At 64.2% G+C, this 17,831-nt stretch carries 15 protein-coding genes, 1 tRNA gene and 1 pseudogene; 4 read left to right on the top strand and 13 right to left on the bottom strand.

Going from position 1 to position 17,831, the window contains the following annotated elements:
* Positions 1-312: 312 nt before the first annotated feature.
* Complete coding sequence (locus HBA99_RS11860; protein ID WP_057969232.1) at positions 313-2,487, bottom strand: glutamine synthetase III family protein; 2,175 nt, start codon at positions 2,485-2,487, stop codon at positions 313-315.
* Between the two features lie 295 nt (positions 2,488-2,782).
* Here HBA99_RS11860 and HBA99_RS11855 point away from each other — a divergent pair, with 295 nt between their 5' ends.
* Genes HBA99_RS11855 through HBA99_RS11845 form a run of 3 tightly spaced genes read left to right on the top strand, consistent with a single transcriptional unit; the run spans position 2,783 to position 5,550 of the window.
* Complete coding sequence (locus HBA99_RS11855) at positions 2,783-4,180, top strand: ammonium transporter (protein WP_202692840.1); 1,398 nt, start codon at positions 2,783-2,785, stop codon at positions 4,178-4,180.
* Between the two features lie 5 nt (positions 4,181-4,185).
* Positions 4,186-4,524, top strand: coding sequence for a P-II family nitrogen regulator (locus HBA99_RS11850; RefSeq protein WP_057963934.1), 339 nt, complete (start codon positions 4,186-4,188; stop codon positions 4,522-4,524).
* Positions 4,525-4,581: 57 nt separating this feature from the next.
* On the top strand, positions 4,582-5,550 hold the full coding sequence (locus HBA99_RS11845; protein ID WP_070924175.1) for an NAD-dependent epimerase/dehydratase family protein: 969 nt from the start codon (positions 4,582-4,584) through the stop codon (positions 5,548-5,550).
* A 35-nt stretch (positions 5,551-5,585) separates the two neighbouring features.
* On the opposite strand, the gene HBA99_RS11840 is transcribed toward HBA99_RS11845, so the two are convergent.
* Positions 5,586-5,659, bottom strand: a tRNA-Pro gene (locus tag HBA99_RS11840).
* Positions 5,660-5,820: 161 nt separating this feature from the next.
* Here HBA99_RS11840 and HBA99_RS11835 point away from each other — a divergent pair.
* The gene (locus tag HBA99_RS11835; RefSeq protein WP_070951008.1) at positions 5,821-7,185 is read left to right on the top strand and encodes an HNH endonuclease signature motif containing protein; all 1,365 of its coding nucleotides are present in this window, start codon (positions 5,821-5,823) and stop codon (positions 7,183-7,185) included.
* An 87-nt stretch (positions 7,186-7,272) separates the two neighbouring features.
* On the opposite strand, the gene HBA99_RS11830 is transcribed toward HBA99_RS11835, so the two are convergent.
* The 11 genes and pseudogenes from HBA99_RS11830 to HBA99_RS11780 form a co-directional block, all read right to left on the bottom strand.
* Complete coding sequence (locus HBA99_RS11830) at positions 7,273-7,836, bottom strand: LysM peptidoglycan-binding domain-containing protein (RefSeq protein WP_030098009.1); 564 nt, start codon at positions 7,834-7,836, stop codon at positions 7,273-7,275.
* A 200-nt stretch (positions 7,837-8,036) separates the two neighbouring features.
* A complete protein-coding gene (gene der, locus HBA99_RS11825) occupies positions 8,037-9,437 on the bottom strand; it encodes a ribosome biogenesis GTPase Der (RefSeq protein ID WP_030098010.1) in 1,401 nt (466 codons plus the stop codon).
* Entirely contained in the window at positions 9,434-10,108 is a 675-nt protein-coding gene (gene cmk / locus HBA99_RS11820; protein ID WP_109494291.1) for a (d)CMP kinase, read from the bottom strand. Before cmk ends, der begins: the two co-directional genes overlap by 4 nt.
* Positions 10,109-10,116: 8 nt before the next feature.
* Positions 10,117-10,857: a pseudouridine synthase gene (locus HBA99_RS11815; RefSeq protein ID WP_057968401.1), complete on the bottom strand. Its 741-nt coding sequence runs from the start codon at positions 10,855-10,857 to the stop codon at positions 10,117-10,119.
* A gap of 3 nt (positions 10,858-10,860) precedes the next feature.
* Positions 10,861-11,601, bottom strand: coding sequence for an SMC-Scp complex subunit ScpB (gene scpB, locus HBA99_RS11810; RefSeq protein ID WP_070951010.1), 741 nt, complete (start codon positions 11,599-11,601; stop codon positions 10,861-10,863).
* Complete coding sequence (locus HBA99_RS11805) at positions 11,598-12,455, bottom strand: segregation and condensation protein A (protein ID WP_199340357.1); 858 nt, start codon at positions 12,453-12,455, stop codon at positions 11,598-11,600. The genes scpB and HBA99_RS11805 overlap by 4 nt, the downstream gene beginning before the upstream one ends.
* 20 nt (positions 12,456-12,475) lie before the next feature.
* On the bottom strand, positions 12,476-13,357 hold the full coding sequence (locus HBA99_RS11800; protein ID WP_070924172.1) for a ParA family protein: 882 nt from the start codon (positions 13,355-13,357) through the stop codon (positions 12,476-12,478).
* 116 nt (positions 13,358-13,473) lie between these two features.
* Positions 13,474-14,421, bottom strand: a complete 948-nt coding sequence (gene xerD, locus HBA99_RS11795) for a site-specific tyrosine recombinase XerD (RefSeq protein ID WP_030098016.1) — start codon at positions 14,419-14,421, stop codon at positions 13,474-13,476.
* Positions 14,418-15,062 carry an NUDIX domain-containing protein gene (locus HBA99_RS11790; protein WP_078343179.1) on the bottom strand — a complete coding sequence of 215 codons (645 nt, stop codon included), beginning with the start codon at positions 15,060-15,062 and terminating at the stop codon, positions 14,418-14,420. The genes xerD and HBA99_RS11790 overlap by 4 nt, the downstream gene beginning before the upstream one ends.
* 7 nt (positions 15,063-15,069) lie before the next feature.
* Positions 15,070-16,749, bottom strand: a pseudogene (locus HBA99_RS11785) (CTP synthase); the annotation flags it as partial.
* Between the two features lie 142 nt (positions 16,750-16,891).
* Entirely contained in the window at positions 16,892-17,824 is a 933-nt protein-coding gene (locus HBA99_RS11780) for a copper transporter (RefSeq protein WP_070924171.1), read from the bottom strand.
* Positions 17,825-17,831: the final 7 nt, after the last annotated feature.

The following is a 17,831-nucleotide window of genomic DNA, read 5'->3' as shown; positions in this document are numbered from 1 at the left end:
GAATGCTGACTCTGGACAACGGCCGGAAACGCAGCAGCCTGAACCTCTTGACTCCACCGGCGTCCGGTGTCGCCCCCTGGGCCTCACGCGTAACTCGCACCCTCGGCGTCCCTTCGACGGCCCAGCTAGACGACTGATCAGTGTGACAGAGCAAGGGCCTGCTCTGATCAAGATTGGTCAGAACGCATAGGGTGCGTGCCCGTATTCAGCCCACAACTCGGCGGGCGCCTTTCATCGATAGCGACTAAACCCTTTGGGCACAATGAATGAGCACGGCATCGCGGTACATTCACCGCCGGCTGGCTCCTCGACTTACAGGATGTAAAGCATCTCCTGGTAGGTCGGCAGCGGCCACAGGTCATCGGCCACTATCCCCTCGAGCATGTCGGCGGCGGCTCGCACCGCATCCATCGCGGGCAGCAGGCTCTTGGCGTGCTCCGCTTCCTCCAGCGCGCTGACGGCGGAGTCGCTCTCGATTCCCTTCTTCAGGTCGGCGAGGGCCGCGACGAGGTCGGCGATGGGGCCCGATACATCCTCCAGCAAGGTGGTGCTGGGCGACATCCCGGCGGCCTTCAGTGCGGCGACGTTCTGCGCGATCTCAGTCTGGTAGCGCAGTGCCGCGGGTAGCACGACTGTCGAGGCCAGCTCGAGGGACAGCTTCGCCTCGACGTGAATCGTCAGCGCGTACTGCTCAAGACCGATCTCGTAGCGGCTGTGCATCTCCCGGTCGTTGAAGACCTTGTACTTGTCGAACAACTCCAGGGCTTCGGGCTTGATCAGCTCCGGGAGCGCGTCCAAGGTGGTCTTGAGATTCGGCAGGCCCCGAACGGCCGCCTCGGTTTGCCATTCCTCCGAGTAGCCATCCCCGTTGAACACCACGTCGCCGTGTTCGGTGATGATGTCGGTGAGAAGCTGCTGAACGGCCTCGTCGAAGTCGGTGCCGTCGGCAACTTCCTTTTCCAATACGGTGGCAATGTAATCCAGCGATTCCGCCATGATCGTGTTGATCGTGACCATCGGTGCGGCAACTGTCTGCATCGAGCCGGGGGCGCGGAATTCGAAACGGTTCCCGGTGAACGCGAAGGGGCTGGTGCGGTTGCGGTCGCCCGGATCGGTAGGCAAGACCGGCAATGTATCGACGCCGATAATCATGCTGCCCTTGCCTTTTGACGACGTCGCCGCACCCTTGGCAATCTGCTCGAACACATCGGCCAGCTGATCGCCGAGGAAAATCGAGATAATGGCCGGCGGAGCCTCGTTCGCGCCGAGACGGTGATCGTTGGTCGCCGATGCCACTGAAACCCGGAGCAGCCCACCGAATTTGTGCACAGCACGGATTACCGCGGCGCAGAAGACCAGGAACTGCGCGTTCTCATGTGGTGTGTCGCCCGGCACCAGCAGGCTGCCAAACTGCGAGTTCCCCAACGAGAAGTTGACGTGCTTGCCGGAACCGTTGACACCGGCGAAGGGCTTCTCGTGGAACAGGCACTCCATGCCGTGCTTCTTGGCGATCGTCTTGAACGTCGTCATGAGCAACTGCTGATGGTCCGAGGCAATGTTGGCCCGCTCGAACATCGGAGCGATTTCGAACTGCCCAGGCGCAACCTCGTTATGCCGTGTCTTGGCCGGGATGCCGAGCTTGAACAGCTCACGCTCGGTATCCATCATAAATCCGAGAACACGCTCGGGCACCGCGCCGAAGTAGTGGTCGTCGAACTCCTGACCCTTCGGCGGCTTGGCGCCAAACAGAGTACGACCCGCGTTGATCAGATCCGGGCGAGCCAAGAAGAAGTGACGGTCCACCAGAAAGTACTCCTGCTCGGGACCGCAGAACGACACAATGTGATCAAAGTTGCTGTGGCCAAACAGTTTAAGAATACGCTCGGCGTGCTCCCCCATCGCCTGCTGGCTGCGCAGCAGCGGGGTCTTGTGGTCCAGAGCCTCACCGGTCATCGACACGAACACAGTCGGGATGCACAGCGTGTTGCCGTTGGGGTTTTCGAGGATGTACGCGGGGCTGGTGACATCCCAGCCTGTGTACCCCCGGGCCTCAAAAGTGTTTCGCAGGCCGCCGCTGGGGAAGCTGGACGCGTCCGGCTCGCCCTGGATCAGGGTCTTGCCTGCGAACTCGGCCAGAGTCGCACCGTCACTGATTGGTTCAAGGAAACTGTCATGCTTTTCGGCGGTCAGACCAGTCAATGGGTAGAAGACGTGCGCGTAGTGTGTCGCACCCTTCTCAAGTGCCCAGTCCTTCATCGCCGAGGCAACGGCATCGGCCACGGCCGGGTCCAGCTTGGCGCCCTGCTCGATGGTGGCGGTCACGGACTTGTAGACCGACTTGGGAAGCCGCTGTTGCATGACAGCCTTGCTAAAGACGTTCGCGCCGAACACTTCACCCGGCTCTTCACCGACCACGAAGCTGATTGCCGGCGGCACGTAGGCCTCGACGTTGTTGATCGCCTGCAGCCGAACAGCATTTCCGCTCAATTGACTTCCTATCGCCGTGACGTGCCCGCACCTGATTTGCGAGCGACCAACGTGGCTACGTTAGGGACGACCGATAGCCGGGATGTTTCGCACACATCAACAGCAGAATGCGTAGCTGTGGAACTCCCCCTAACTTGCTGCATGGAGTTCGACTCGCGCTGAGCACTTCACAGAGATGCAACACGCAGGAGCCGCGTTCGACATATCTGCTGCGCATTGTTCTGGCCGCGGCCCTTCCGCCGTGCATGTTCCAAGATCCCCGAGAGGAATGCCGCTAGTGGATGGTTTCCCGTCAATGGGTGTCCCGAATACCGGAGACACTGCGTGGATGCTGGCCAGTGCCGCGTTGGTGTTGTTGATGACACCCGGCCTGGCTTTTTTCTATGGCGGCATGGTCCGCGCGAAGAACGTGCTGAACATGATCATGATGAGCATCAGTGCGATGGGGCTGGTGACGGTGCTGTGGGTGCTTTATGGGTACTCGCTGGCGTTCGGTAACGATGTCTCGGGGCTGTTCGGTAACCCGGCGCAGTTTTTCGGTTTGAAGGGTCTTATCGGTGGTAATGCCGCGGAGGCGGTGATCGCCGATCCGGCTAATGGGATTGAGGCGGCCGAGGTCGTCAACATCCCGCTGGTAGGAACTATCCCTGCGACAGTGTTCGTGGCGTTTCAGCTGATGTTCGCCATCATCACTGTTGCCCTGATTTCTGGTGCGGTGGCTGACCGGTTGAAGTTCGGATCCTGGCTGCTGTTCGCGGGTCTGTGGGTCACGGTCGTGTACTTCCCGGTCGCGCATTGGGTTTTCGCGTTCGATGGTGCGGCCGCGGAGAAGGGTGGCTGGATCGCTAATCAGCTCAAGGCAATTGACTTCGCTGGTGGTACCGCGGTGCATATCAATGCCGGTACCGCGGGCCTGGTGTTGGCGCTGATCTTGGGTAAGCGCAAGGGCTGGCCGGGCACGCCGATGCGTCCGCATAACTTGCCGTTCGTGATGCTGGGGGCTGGTCTGTTGTGGTTCGGCTGGTATGGGTTCAACGCCGGTTCGGCAACCAGTTCTAATGGTTTGGCGGGCTCGACGTTTGTGACTACCACGGTGGCTACTGCCGCGGCGATGCTGGGCTGGTTGCTTACCGAACGTATTCGGGACGGGCATGCGACCTCGCTGGGTGCGGCCTCGGGAATCGTGGCCGGTTTGGTGGCCATCACCCCGTCGTGCTCGTCGGTGAATGTCGCTGGCGCCCTTGCCATTGGCGTGATCGCCGGCATTTTGTGTGCGCTGGCGGTGGGCTTGAAGTACAAGCTAGGATTTGATGACTCGTTGGATGTTGTCGGTGTGCACCTGGTCGGCGGGATCGTTGGCACGTTGCTCATCGGTTTGTTCGCCGCGCCCCAGACCGGTGCGGCCGTGGCCGGTCTGTTCTACGGCGGCGGGCTAGAACAGTTGTGGCGCCAAGCTCTTGGCGCCGGGGCGGTTCTGCTCTATTCGGCAATAGGCACCGCTATCGTTGCATTCATCGTGAAGTACACCATTGGCCTGCGCATCAGCGACGAGGGAGAAGCGGCCGGAGCCGACGAATCCCAACACGCTGAAGGTGCATACGACTTCGTCGCACTCGGCCTCGGATCAGCCACCGGGAACTTCGCGGGCTCCCCGACAGAGGGACGCCCCCTCATCTCCCACCGAGAGGCATGAGGGACATGAAACTCGTTACCGCGATCGTCAAACCGTTCACGCTCGACGACATCAAAACCCAACTCGAACAGACCGGCAACCCCAGCATGACGGTCAGCGAGGTGCAGGGCTACGGCCGGCAGAAGGGCCACACCGAGGTATACCGCGGCGCTGAGTATCAGGTGGACTTCGTGCCGAAGGTGAAGGTCGAGGTCCTTGTCGACGACGAGGCTGTCGACAAGGTGGTGGAGGTCATCGTGACCGCCGCACGCACCGGCAAGATCGGCGACGGCAAGGTCTGGGTGAGCCCCGTCGACTCGGTGGTGCGGGTACGCACCGGCGAACAGGGCGCCGAAGCCCTCTAACCGGGCAAGTTGCGCAACCTATTTGCCCCCAGTACCGCTGTTTGATACTGATGGAAGGTGACGATTCGACGCGCGTTCATCACCGGCGCAAACGGATTCGTGGGCCGCGCACTCTCGCGGCAGCTTCGCGCCTCGGGCTGGGAGACCCGCGGCGTCGATCTGGCGGCGGACTCCACACACGACGTCCGCGCCGGAGATATCAACGTTGAGGGTCCGTGGCTGGCAGACGCTGCGGCCGCGGATGCGATCTTCCACACCGCAGCAATAGTGTCGAACACCGCGGCAGCCGACGCGGCCTGGCGCATCAATGTGCTTGGCACGAAAAAGGTTATCGACGCCACGTCACCAGCGGCGGTGTTCGTACACCTATCGTCGGTTCGCGCGTTCTCGGATATCGACTTCCCCGATATGGTCACCGAAGATCATCCTGTCCGAACCGACGGGAACACCTACGTTGACACCAAGATCGCAAGCGAACAAGTGGTACTGCAGGCTCACGCGGCCCACCGGATCGATGCGCGGATCGTACGCCCAGGTGATATCTACGGGCCCGGATCCCGGCCGTGGACACTGCTGCCCCTCGAGATGATCCGCGGTAACCAATTCGTGTTGCCGGCGATGGGCAAGGGGATCTTTTCGCCGATCTACATCGATGACGTCATTGACGGCATCACGAGCGTGGCTACCTGCGACGCGGCACGCGGCCAGATCTTCACCATCTCCGGAGGGGTTGGGGTCTCCTGCGCACAGTTCTTCGGCCACTACTACCGCATGCTCGGTAAGCGCGGCCCCTTGGTGCTACCCACCACCGCCGCGATTGGCTTGGCCAGAGCGAAGACGTCCATCCTCGCGCTGTCGGGCAGAACAACTGAAGCCAATGCCGCCTCCGTGCGATACCTCACCAGGACCGGAACCTACTCGATTGCCAAAGCACAGAGCGTTCTGGGGTTCAGGCCCCAGTTCACTCTCGAATCCGGCATGCAAGCGACCCAAACCTGGTTACAGAGCCAAGGGCTCCTGGGATGACAAAAACCACCTGTAAACAGGTGGTTTTTGTGTTGTCGGGCTGACAGGATTTGAACCTGCGACCACTTGACCCCCAGTCAAGTGCGCTACCAAGCTGCGCCACAGCCCGCCGCCGCGATGAGCAGCAGACGGAAGCCTACCGTAGGTGTGGCGAGATCCTGAACTCGGATTCCGGTCAACGAACCCGGATTCCTGAAATCACTTGTGTCACAACAAAATCATTCGCAACATTTGTCGGTAGTTGTCGGAGTGGCGTCCTATAATTCGAACATGCGTTCGATAGTGGATGCGGAGGCAAGCCAGGTCCTTGCGGAGCTGGCCGGCGCCCTCGGCGCATTGTCGGAACTGGATCCGCAGACCCTTACGCAGGGTGACCGTCTCGCCGTCCTACGCGAGGTCGAGGCATTCGTGCGCCGGATTCCCGCCGCCACCCACGGGCTTGTCAATGAACTTGTGGCCGATCATGTTCCGGGCGCGTTCGGTGGCATCAACCCGCCCGACGTCCTCGCCGATGCACTCCGGATCACCCGCTCCGACGCCCGACGGCGCATCCGGGACGCCGCGGAACTCGGTCCGCGGGTCACGCTCAGCGGTGACCGGATCGAGCCGGTGCTCGCGGCCACCGCCATGGCGCAACAGGCGGGCACCGCCGGGTGTGATCACATCGCGGTCATCCGCCAGTTCTGGGACCGGCTCCCCCACGCCGTCGATGCGGTAACCCGGGCGGCCGCCGAGAGGCAGCTGGCGGAGCTCGCGGGAACGCTGCGGCCCGACGAGCTCCGCAAGGCCGCGGACAGACTCCTGGCCTATCTCGATCCCGACGGGAGCTTCACCGGCGACTCCGACCGTGCTCGACGGCGAGGGTTCAGAATGGGGCGTCAGGGTGTCGACCTCATGACGCCCGGGGAATTCGACCTCGACCCCGAGCTACGTTCCTATCTCGACGCGATCTTCGCCAAGTACGCAGCACCGGGCATGTGCAACCCCGATGACGAAACACCTTGCGTAGGTGATGATTCGGACGTAGATGCGGCGCGGCGGGATGGTCGAACCGTCGCACAGCGGCAGCACGATGCGCTGAAGGCGGTCTGCCGGTCCGTGTTGTCATCGGGTGAGCTGGGTCGTCATCGCGGATTGCCCGTGACCGCGGTGGTCACCGCAACGCTGCGTGAGCTCGAAGCTGGCTCGGGTAACGCGGTGACCGGCGGGGGCTCACTCCTGCCGATCACCGATCTGATCCGGATGGCCAGTCACGCCCATCATTATCTGGCCATCTTCGATGACGACGGTCGCGCGTTGCATCTGGGGCGGGCGAGACGGATCGCCACCGAGGACCAGCGAATCATGTTGACCGCCAAGGATCGTGGCTGTACCTACCCAGGCTGCGATCAACCCGCGTATCACTGCCAGGTGCACCACATGGACGAGTGGGCTCACGGCGGCAGCACCGATATCGACTCCCTCACGCTCGGCTGCGAAGGGCATCACAAGCTACTGGGAGCCGAGGACCAGCACTGGAGAGCAGCACGCGGTCCGGACGGCCGAACCTGGTGGATCCCACCCGCGCATGTCGATCCGGCGCGTTCGCCGCGTATCAATTGGTTCCACCATCCGGACGGCTACCTACGGGAGTAACACGACATCGGCCCCGCCGGGGGTTAACCCGACGGGGCCGATGGGGCCAAGAGGCTTAGTTCGAGCCGCTTGCGTGATCCGGTGCGATTACTCCGGGATGGTCAGAACCTGACCCGGCTGAATCAGATCGGGGTTGGCAACGCCGCTCGCGTCGGCGATCTTCTGGTACTGGTTGCCGTCGCCGTAGAAGCGCTCGGCGATGGCCCACAGAGTGTCACCCGACACGACCGTGTAGGTGCGGGGCTCCGGGGCAGGAGCAGGCTCCTCCACGGCGGCCGGAGCAACCTCGACGGACTCGGCCGGGGCGACCGGGGTGTCGGTCTGGGTGCCCGAGGACCACACGGAGTCGGCGCCTGCGTAGAGCACCAGGTTGCGGTCGTCCTGCAGAACCAGCTTCACATCGGAACGGCCCTCGGTGTTGCTGCTCCACAGCGCGCCGCCACCGTTGTCGTAGACCACGAAGTTTCCGTCGCTCTGCACCTCTGCGCGGCCAGCGCTGTGTCCGCTGGTGTCGGAGGCCCACACGGGGCTGCCGCCATCGGTCAGAACCAGGTTGCCGTCATCCTGCAGAGTCAGGGTGTACGCGCCGTTGTTCGAGGTGAGGCTCTGTCCCGAATCCAGCTTCTGACCCTGGGTGAGTGTGTCCGCCACTGTGTTGCGCCTTTCGTAGGTGGTTTTGCTACCGCCGCAGGATGGTAGACGGTCAAACCAGCCTAGGTCGGCAAACCGAAAAAGTGGGCGATTCGGATCGGGTAGATCTCAACATGGGCGCGAATATTGGGTGAACGGAGCCTGAGAGCGCAATGTGCACAGGGTCCTTTAGCTTGTGCCCGTTGCTATCTCGCCGCCAGTTAGCGCTTGGGCCCGCGCTTCTCGCGTACCCGCACATTCACCCTGATGGGAGTGCCTTCGAAGCCGAAACTTTCGCGCAATCGACGTTCGAGGAATCGGCGATACCCCGCCTCGAGGAAACCGGTGGTAAATAGCACGAAGGTGGGCGGCCGTGAGGTGGCCTGAGTGGCGAACAACACACGTGGCTGCTTCCCGCCGCGCACCGGCGGCGGCGTCGCGGCAACCACTTCCTTGACCCAGGTATTGAGCTGACCGGTAGAGATACGCGAGTCCCAGGACTGCAGTGCAGACTCCAGCGCGGGCACCAGCTTCTGGATGGCCCGCCCACTCTTGGCCGAGATATTCACGCGCTGTGCCCAATTGAGCTGCGCAAGCTGAAGGTCTACTTCACGTTCAAGGAGATCGCGGCGATCCTCGTCCACCAGGTCCCACTTATTGAACGCCAGTACCAATGCGCGCCCGGATTCGACGACCATCGACAGCACCCGCTGGTCCTGTTCGGTGATGGGCTGGGATGCGTCCAGGAGCACGATCGCCACCTCGGCGGCCTCGATGGCTCCATGGGTGCGCAGCGAGGCGTAGTACTCATGCCCCGAGGCCTGGCCAACCTTACGGCGCAGACCTGCCGTATCGACGAAACGCCAAGTCTTACCGCCGAGTTCGATCAAGGTATCCACTGGGTCCACGGTGGTCCCGGCAGTATCGTGCACCACCGACCGCTCGTCGCCGGACAGCTTGTTCAGAAGAGAGCTCTTGCCCACGTTGGGTTTTCCGACGAGTGCCACACGCCGCGGTCCGCCCTCCCCCGACCCTCGCGCTGACACCTGGGGCAGATCGGCGACCACACGGTCAAGCAGATCCGCGACCCCACGCCCGTGCATGGCGCTGATGGCGATGGGCTCACCTAACCCCAGCGACCACAGGGTTGCGGCGTCGGCCTCGGCACGGTCGCTATCAACCTTGTTGGCCGCCAGGAAAACCGGCTTACCCGAGCGGCGCAGCAGCTTCGCCGCGTCTTCGTCAGTCGAGGTGGGACCCACCGTCGCATCGACCACCAGAATGATGAGATCCGCGGTCGCCATCGCATGCCGCGCCTGTTCGGCCACGAGCTGTTGCAGGCCGGTCGCATCGGCCTCCCAGCCACCCGTGTCCTGCACGGTGAATCGGCGATCCAGCCATTCGGCCGGGTACGAGACGCGGTCTCTGGTCACCCCGGGGATGTCCTGGACGACCGCTTCGCGCCGCCCGATGATGCGGTTCACCAACGTCGACTTGCCGACATTAGGGCGACCGACCACCGCCACCACCGCGGGCGGGGCACTCGGCTCCTCGGTTTCCTCGACTCCATCGAATTCGTCGAGTTCCCACTCGCTTTCGTCGACCCATGTGCCGTCGGTCATCGGGATGCCCCTGCCTTTATACGAACGAGGTCCAGCAGGTGGGCCACCACCTCATCCTGTGTCATGTCGCTGGTGTCGACCTCTATCGCGTCCTGCGCCGGACGCAACGGTGACACCGCCCGGGTCGAGTCCAGATGATCGCGGCGCTGCACGTCGGCGAGCACGCGCTCGTACTCGTCGGCCCCGCCGCCCGAGACATTCTGTGCGTTACGGCGCTGGGCCCTGGCCTGTGCCGATGCCGTCAGGTAGATCTTCACGTCGGCCTCGGGCAGCACGACGGTACCGATATCGCGGCCCTCGACCACCACGGCGCCACCACTGCCCTCGGCCAGCTCACGCTGCCGTCGCACCAGCCGTTCACGTACCTCCGGAACCGCCGACACCGCGGAAACCGCGCCAGTCACCTCGGTCCCCCGGATGGGAGTCGACACGTCCTCTCCGGCGAGCAGAGCAGTCTGCGCATCCGGATCGGACCCGACCGACATGGGCACCTCGCCGGTGGCCGCGGCGATGGCCGCCGGATCGGTGAGATCGACACCGGCGCGCAGCACCCAGAGCGTCACGATGCGGTACATCGCACCGGTATCCAGATAGGCGGCGCCGAGCTGCCGGGCCAATTCCTTGGCCACCGAGGACTTTCCGGTGCCCGATGGACCGTCGATGGCCACCACGACGCGACTCACAGACCCACCGCCTTGTACAGCGAGCCGATCTCATCACGGCCCAGGGCGCGGAGGCTTCCCGGACGCTGATTGCCCAGCGCCACATCGCCAATCTTGGTGCGCACCAATTCCACTACCGGATGCCCCACGGCATCCAGCATCCGGCGCACAATGCGATTGCGCCCCTCGTGCAGGGTCAGCTGGAGCATGGTCTGGCCGTCGGTGGTGCCGAGGAATTTGAAATCGTCGACCTTGGCGGGGCCGTCGGCGAGTTCTACGCCATCGCGCAGCTGTCTGCCAAGACTGCGCGGTATGTTGCCGGCCACCGTGGCGATGTACGTCTTGGGCACCTCATAGGACGGGTGCATGAGGCGGTGCGTCAGCTCTCCGTCATTGGTCAGCAGGATCAGTCCGACGGTTTCGGCATCCAGTCGGCCGACATTGCGGACACCCTGGTTGCTGCGCACCCGCTCTTCGATCAGCTTCCCGATGCACGGGCGGCCACGATCGTCCGACATGGTCGAGAGCATCCCGTACGGCTTGTTGAGCGCCAGATACACCAGCTCGGAGTTCATGATCACCCGCGCACCATCGACGCGAACCACGTTGACGGCGGGATCGATTCGCCGGCCCTGCTCGGTGACGATCTCGCCGTCCACCTCCACGCGGCCGTCGAAAATCATCCGCTCGGCAACCCGGCGTGACGCAATTCCCGCCTGCGACAACACCTTCTGTAGCCGAATTCCTTCTTCGCTCATCGTTCAGTCCTGATCAACAGTAAAGGCGGGCGCGGCACCGGATCCGGCACCGTCGGCAGACATCCGGTCGAGCCGTGCAAACCTCGGCTCGTCGCCAAGGTTCTCGGATAGGTCATCGATCACGTCGATATCGGGAAGAAGCGGCGCGATATCGGGAAGATCCGACAGTGACGTCAGCCCGAGCCGCTCCAGGAACAGCTCGGTGGTGCGGAACATCACGGCACCGGACTCGTCATCGGTGCCGGCCTCAGCGATCAGCCCGCGCATCAGCAGCGTCCGCATCACGGCATCGACGTTCACACCGCGAACGGCACTGACGCGCGATCGCGTCACCGGCTGCCGGTAGGCCACCACGGCAAGGGTCTCCAGCGCAGCTCGGGTCAACTTCGAACGTGCACCGTCCAGCAGCAGCTTCTCCACGTAGGGGGCGTACTGGGCGCGGGTGTACATGCGCCAGCCATCTGCGGTCTCACGCAGGTCGATACCGCTCGTGCGGTCGGTCAGGATCTCGGAAATCCGTTGCAGCGCTTCGGCTACACGATCCAGCGGCTGCGCGACGACGGTGGCCACCGCGGCCGCACTAATGGGTGTATCCACCACCAGCAACAGCGCTTCGAGAGTGCTGCTGAGTTCCTCATCGGTCATCGGGACGAACTCGTCCGATTCCTCCAGGATGGGTTCTGCTGAGGGGTCGAGCTCGGTGGACTCCTCCGACCCCTCGACAGAGGTCGTCTGCTCACTCATGTGTAGTCCACTGCCTTTTCTAGATCATCCTGCGCCGGGCGCTCACCGGTCCATGAAACTTGGAGCGGTCCAAGCGGTTCGGATTGCTCGAATAGTACCGCCTTGGAGCGGTAGAGCTCGAGGACGCCCAGGAAACGGGCCACAATCTCAATGGGCACCGTGCACTCGGCCACCAACTCGGTAAAGGTCATCCACTGCCCCGCGCCGCGTTCGGCCAGCAGTTCAACCATCCGTTTGGCGTGCTCAGGCACCGAAACGCGGGGAATATGCAGATGGCTGAGGCCCACCGTCGGCACCGGCCGCGGCGTAAACGCACCGGCCGCGAGCTGGGCGAATTGGTCGCCATCGAGTCCCAGGTGCACCGGCGGCAACAACTCGCTGAACCGCTCCTCCAACGCCACCGCACGCGGATATGAACGCAGCGCGGCGGCCTCCAGTTCGGCGAACATCTCCGCCACGTGCTTGAAGGCCCGGTACTGCAGCAGCCGCGCGAACAGCAGGTCCCGGATCTCCAGGAGAGCCAGATCGTCGGCGTCGTCCACCTGTCCCGACGGCAGTAACCGCGCCGCCTTGAGGTCCAGCAGTGTGGCCGCCACCACCAGGAACGCGGTGACCTCGTCCAGGCTGTAGGTATCGCCCAGCGACTTGGTGTATGCGATGAACTCGTCGGTCACCTGATGTAGCGACACCTCGGTGACATCGAGCCGATGCTGCGAAATCAGTTGCAGCAGAAGGTCAAACGGACCCTCAAAGTTTGTGAGGCGAATCCGGAAACCGTGCGTTTCGGACGCAGCCGCCTCCGGGGCCGCGGAACCGGGCTCCGCAGAGGTCTCGACCGGATGAGACACAGCCAGCTCTTCCGGTACCTCAACCGTCACGATTCGAACCGGTCGATTACCTCGCGAGCCAACGAGATATACGCCTGGGCACCGGAGGATTTGGGCGCCCACGTGGTGATGGGCTCTCCCGCCACACTGGTCTCCGGGAAGCGGACAGTGCGAGTGATGACGGTGTGGAAGACCTGGTCACCGAACACCTCGATGACCCGGGCCATCACCTCGCGCGCGTGCAAGGTGCGGGCATCGAACATGGTGATGACGATTCCGGACACCGACAGCTTCGGGTTGAGCCGGTCGCGCACCTTGGCGACGGTGTCGGTGAGCAGCGCCAGCCCGCGCAGCGAGAAGAACGCGCATTCCATCGGGATGACGACGCCCTCGGAACAGGCCAGCGCGTTCACCGTCAGCAGCCCCAGCGACGGCTGGCAGTCGATCAGCACGTAGTCGTAGCGGTCGAGCACCGGATGCAACGCACGGGCCAGCGAGTGTTCCCGACCCACCTCGTTGACCAGCTGAATCTCGGCCGCGGACAGGTCGATATTGCTGGGAATCAGGTCCAGGCCATCGACCCGGGTACGCATGAGAACATCGTCCACCGATACCCGCGGCTCGACCAGCAGGTTGTGCACCGTGGTCTCCAGCTCGTGGTGCGCGATACCCAGACCGGCAGACAGCGCCCCCTGCGGGTCCAGATCCACCAACAGAACGCGCCGGCCGTACCCTGCCAGCGCGGCGCCCAGATTGATGGTGGACGTGGTCTTACCCACCCCACCCTTCTGGTTGCACATCGCGATGACCTTGGCCGGTCCATGGCTGGTCAGCGGCTTTGGTTCGGGAATGTCTCTGTGCGGACGACCGGTCAGGTCAAGGTCGCCGTCTTCGGCGGGAAAGTCGGAGTCAAGACTGGAGTCCGTCACGTCACCTCCCGGTCATCTGTTCGACCCTCTTCGCACCAGCGGCTCATCGAAGGCATTCGCGCAAGTCTAGTGGGGTTGCGGCGTGCGGTAGCGGCAACCCGCGCATGGAGTCGGCACTATCGGGCGCGGGGATGTGCACCAGCCCACACTTCGCGCAGCGAACTGACGGTGACCAGCGTGTAGATCTGTGTCGTCGTGACCGAAGCATGGCCGAGGAGCTCCTGCACGACGCGAACGTCGGCACCGCCTTCCAGAAGGTGCGTTGCAAAGGAGTGCCGCAGCGTGTGCGGCGATACGGCCGCGCTGATCTTGGCGCGTTCGGCGGCATCGGCAAGTACCTGCCAGGCGCTTTGACGTGAGAGCCGTCCGCCCCTCGAGTTCAGGAACAGGGCGGGCACGCCCCCGCGTCCTCGTCGCGCCAGGTCCGGACGGCCACGCACCAGGTACGCCTGGAGCGCTTCCACCGCGGGGCGCCCCACTGGCACCAGCCGTTGCTTGCCGCCCTTGCCCCAGAGCAGTGCCGAGCGGGCCTGAACGTCGACATCGTCGACATCGAGCCCCACCGCCTCGGAGATCCGGGCGCCGGTCGAATACAGCAGTTCCAGCAGTGCACGGTTACGCAGATCGAGCGGGCCGTCCGTGGCGGCTCCGCCCGCGGCGGCCAACAGGGCCTCGACTTGATCGACGGTGAGGCTTTTGGGCAGCCGCCGGTTGGGGGTCGGCGGTTTGACGGCGCGGGCAACGTCCGTCGGTACCAGCCCTTCGATGGCCGCGAACCGGTGCAGCCCACGCACGGCGATCAACGCGCGCGCGGCCGAGGACGCGGACAGCTCGGGCACGCCATGCTCGGGGTCGCCCCGGCGCAGCGTCACCACGAAATCGCTGACATCGGGTTCGGACACGTCGGCGAGACGGTCGATTTTGCGGTCGGCGAGATGCTGCTGATAGCGGCGCAGATCGCGACGGTATGAGCTCAGTGTGTTCGCGGCGACGCCGCGTTCCACGTCGAGGTGATCCAGGTAGGACTGGATCTCACCGTCTAGGAGCGGGACCGCTACCGTCACATTCGGGCCTTACGTTCCGCGAAGGCCGTAGGCCGGTCCGGCCAGGGGGCGTCCGAGGCGCGGGTGTGGTGACCGGAGAGGGCCACATGTGCGGCCAGAATGCCCGCCGCGGCAATAGCATTCACGATTTCACCGGCGAGCACCATGGACACCGCCTCAGCCAGCGGCACCCAGTGCACCGTCATGTCGGCCTCTTCGTCATGACTTTCACCACGTCCCGGATGTGACAGCCCGGTGGCCAGAAAGACCCTGACCACCTCGTCGGTGAACCCGGGTGAAGCGGCCGCGTCCACGAGCACCCGCCAGGTGGTGGCCTCGACGCCTGCCTCTTCCTGCAGCTCGCGCGCGGCGGCAAGCTGAGTGTCCTCCCCCGCGATGTCCAGCAGACCGGCGGGCAGTTCCCATAGCCGGTGCCCGAGCGGATGGCGGTACTGATGCACCAGCGCGACCCGCCCCACCTCATCCACCGCGGCGACCGCGACAGCCCCGTAGTGCTCGACGACCTCTCGGGTCGCACTTCCGCCGCCGGGCATCGCGACACGGTCGCGGCGCAACGCCAGAATCCCGCCCATATACATGGGCTCGGACTCCAGGGTGACGAACTCGTGGCGTTCGCCCTCCCCGGAGGCCCCGCTACTCACTGTCAGGATCCAACGGAAGACGCTCGGCCGCTTTGTATTCCATTGCTGCGCGGATGAACGCGACGAACAACGGATGTGGGCGGGTGGGACGGCTCTTGAGTTCGGGGTGGGCCTGGGTGGCGACCGCGAACGGATGGACGTCCCTCGGGTACTCGACGAACTCCACCAGGTGCCCGTCCGGCGATGTGCCGGAGAACCGCAGGCCGCTTTCGGCGATCTTGTGCCGGTAGGGGTTGTTCACCTCGTAACGATGCCGGTGCCGCTCGGATACCTCAGTCGTTCCGTACGCCTCGGCGACGATCGAGTCGGCTTCCAGGATCGCGGGGTAGGCACCCAGGCGCATCGTTCCGCCCAGATCCGCCTCACCGGCGACTGCCCGCACCTGATCGGCCATGGTGGCGATCACCGGACTCGGGGTGTCGGGATCGAACTCGGCCGAGTTGGCGTCGGCCAGGCCCGCCGAGCGTGCCGCCTCGATCACCATGCACTGCAACCCCAGGCACAGGCCAAGCATCGGGATACGCCGCTTGCGGGCGTAGCGGATGGCGCCGAGCTTGCCCTCGATGCCGCGGATGCCGAAACCGCCGGGGATCAGCACGCCGTCGACATCGCCGAGCGCGGACTGCGCACCGGCCTCGGTCTCGCAGTCGTCCGAAGGCACCCACTTGATGTCGACCTTCGTGCGGTGCCGGAATCCTCCGGCGCGCAGCGCCTCGGTGACCGACAGATACGCGTCGGGCAGATCGATGTACTTGCCCACCAAGGCGATTCGTACGGTTTCGCTGGGCTCGTGGACGCGCTGCAGCAGATCGCCCCACTCGGTCCAATCGACGTCGCGGAAGGGCAGGTTCAGTCGGCGCACCACATAAGCGTCGAGTTCCTCGCGATGCAGCACCTTCGGAATGTCGTAGATGGACGGGGCGTCCGGCGTGGAGATGACACCGTCGACGTCGACATCGCACATGAGCGCGATTTTGTTCTTGAGGGGTTCGGGCACCTCCCGGTCACAGCGCAGGATCAGCGCGTCGGGGGTGATGCCGATGCTGCGCAGCGCGGCGACCGAGTGTTGCGTGGGCTTGGTCTTGAGCTCGCCGGACGGCTTCAAGTACGGCACCAGGGACACATGCAGGAAGAAGACGTTGTCGCGGCCGACGTCGTGCCGGATCTGGCGCGCGGCCTCCAGGAACGGCTGCGACTCGATGTCGCCGACCGTGCCGCCGATCTCGGTGATGACGATGTCGGGCCGCTGTCCCTTTTCGTTGGGTTCGGCCATAGCCAGAATGCGGCTCTTGATCTCATCGGTGATGTGCGGGATCACCTGTACGGTGTCGCCGAGGTACTCGCCACGTCGCTCTTTGGCGATGACGGACGAATAAACCTGCCCCGTAGTGACATTCGCCGACCCGGACAGATCGCGGTCCAGGAAGCGTTCGTAGTGCCCGACATCGAGATCGGTCTCGGCACCATCCTCGGTCACGAAAACCTCGCCGTGCTGGAACGGGTTCATGGTGCCCGGATCCACGTTCAGGTACGGATCGAGCTTCTGCATGGTCACCTGCAAACCACGTGAGGTGAGAAGTTGCCCGAGGCTGGAGGCGGTCAGTCCCTTGCCCAACGAGGAGGCCACACCGCCGCTGACGAAGAGGTGCCTGGTGGCGGATTGAGGATGCTTGCGTAGACCTGCCAACTTGGCTCCCGTGACGACTGCGCAGGGCAATTCTGACTAGCTCGGGGCCCTGCTGACCCACGGAACCTCACCCTAACAAACACGCCGACAACCCGCGCTGAACACGCCGAGCGGTGTGGGCTAGATCCCCTTTTCGGATCGTCTACGGCACCGTGATGGAAGTAGCTCCCGGCCCCAATCCATACCGGCCCGAGCGGCCGTCGGCCTGTTCCCGCAGCGCCAGGACGGTGGTGATGCGGCCCGAGGCCATCTCGATATCGTCGACGGTGCTCGCCGCGGAGGCCATGGAGCTGTCGGCCCGGGTCACGGCAATCGCCGCGATGCCATCGGCCGACCCGCTGCGTCCGGCGAGCACGGCGCCGGAACCGCGCCGATCCAGCGCGGCGGCGAATCGCGCGACGGTGGAGCCCTTGTTTCCGGCGTCGTTGGGCAGCGCGCCCCCGGTCACGATCACCGCGAGGTTCCCCGCCGACACCTGTCCGTCGGCGTAGGTGATGAATCCGCTCTGACGCAGTGCCGACAGGGCGATGCCGCGCTGCTCATCGGTCACCGGTGGTGCCGGATCTTTCGGGACCTGCAGCACGATGCCCACCAGGTCACCCGCCTGCGAGCCCTGATCGACGACATCGGTACGCAGTGCGGTGCCGGCGGGCAGAATCGACGAGTTCACGATGGTGCGCAGCCGTTCGCCCTGGTTGGCGTCGGTGAATTGATCGGTCAACCCGATCCGGCCCGATACCGATCCGCCCGCGGTGGCGATCAGCTGCGCGATGCCGTCGATATCGGCGCGGTCGGCCTCCGGGGTGGTGATCAGCACGACCTTGCGATCGCCCAAGGCGTCCTTGACCATTCGAGGCGCCATGGTGGCATCGAAGTTGCTTGCCGCGTTGAGTTTCTCGTTGAGGGCGTTCTTGTCCTGATTCAGATCCTCAATCTGCCGCTGCTGGGTACGCTTGTCGTCGCGCAGACCGGACAGCAGGGTGTCGTTGAGCAGGCCGGAACCGAGTATGACGCCCACCGCGAGTGCGAGGAAAACCGCAGCGAGGGATATTGCGTGCTGGCGCAGGGTAATCACGGATAAC

It is taken from the genome of Mycobacteroides chelonae, from assembly GCF_016767715.1.
Lineage (GTDB): Bacteria > Actinomycetota > Actinomycetes > Mycobacteriales > Mycobacteriaceae > Mycobacterium > Mycobacterium gwanakae.
Note: the sequence above shows the minus strand (reverse complement) of the source record. Positions and strands in the feature narration are given on the sequence as shown.

What these genes read in the sequence shown, in the direction of transcription:
- HBA99_RS11855 (WP_202692840.1), top strand. Translation starts at nt 2,783, where the DNA reads ATGGGTGTCCCGAATACCGGAGACACTGCGTGGATGCTGGCCAGTGCC.
- HBA99_RS11850 (WP_057963934.1), top strand. Translation starts at nt 4,186, where the DNA reads ATGAAACTCGTTACCGCGATCGTCAAACCGTTCACGCTCGACGACATC.
- HBA99_RS11835 (WP_070951008.1), top strand. Translation starts at nt 5,821, where the DNA reads ATGCGTTCGATAGTGGATGCGGAGGCAAGCCAGGTCCTTGCGGAGCTG.
- der (WP_030098010.1), bottom strand. Translation starts at nt 9,437, where the DNA reads ATGACCGACGGCACATGGGTCGACGAAAGCGAGTGGGAACTCGACGAA.
- HBA99_RS11815 (WP_057968401.1), bottom strand. Translation starts at nt 10,857, where the DNA reads ATGAGCGAAGAAGGAATTCGGCTACAGAAGGTGTTGTCGCAGGCGGGA.
- scpB (WP_070951010.1), bottom strand. Translation starts at nt 11,601, where the DNA reads ATGAGTGAGCAGACGACCTCTGTCGAGGGGTCGGAGGAGTCCACCGAG.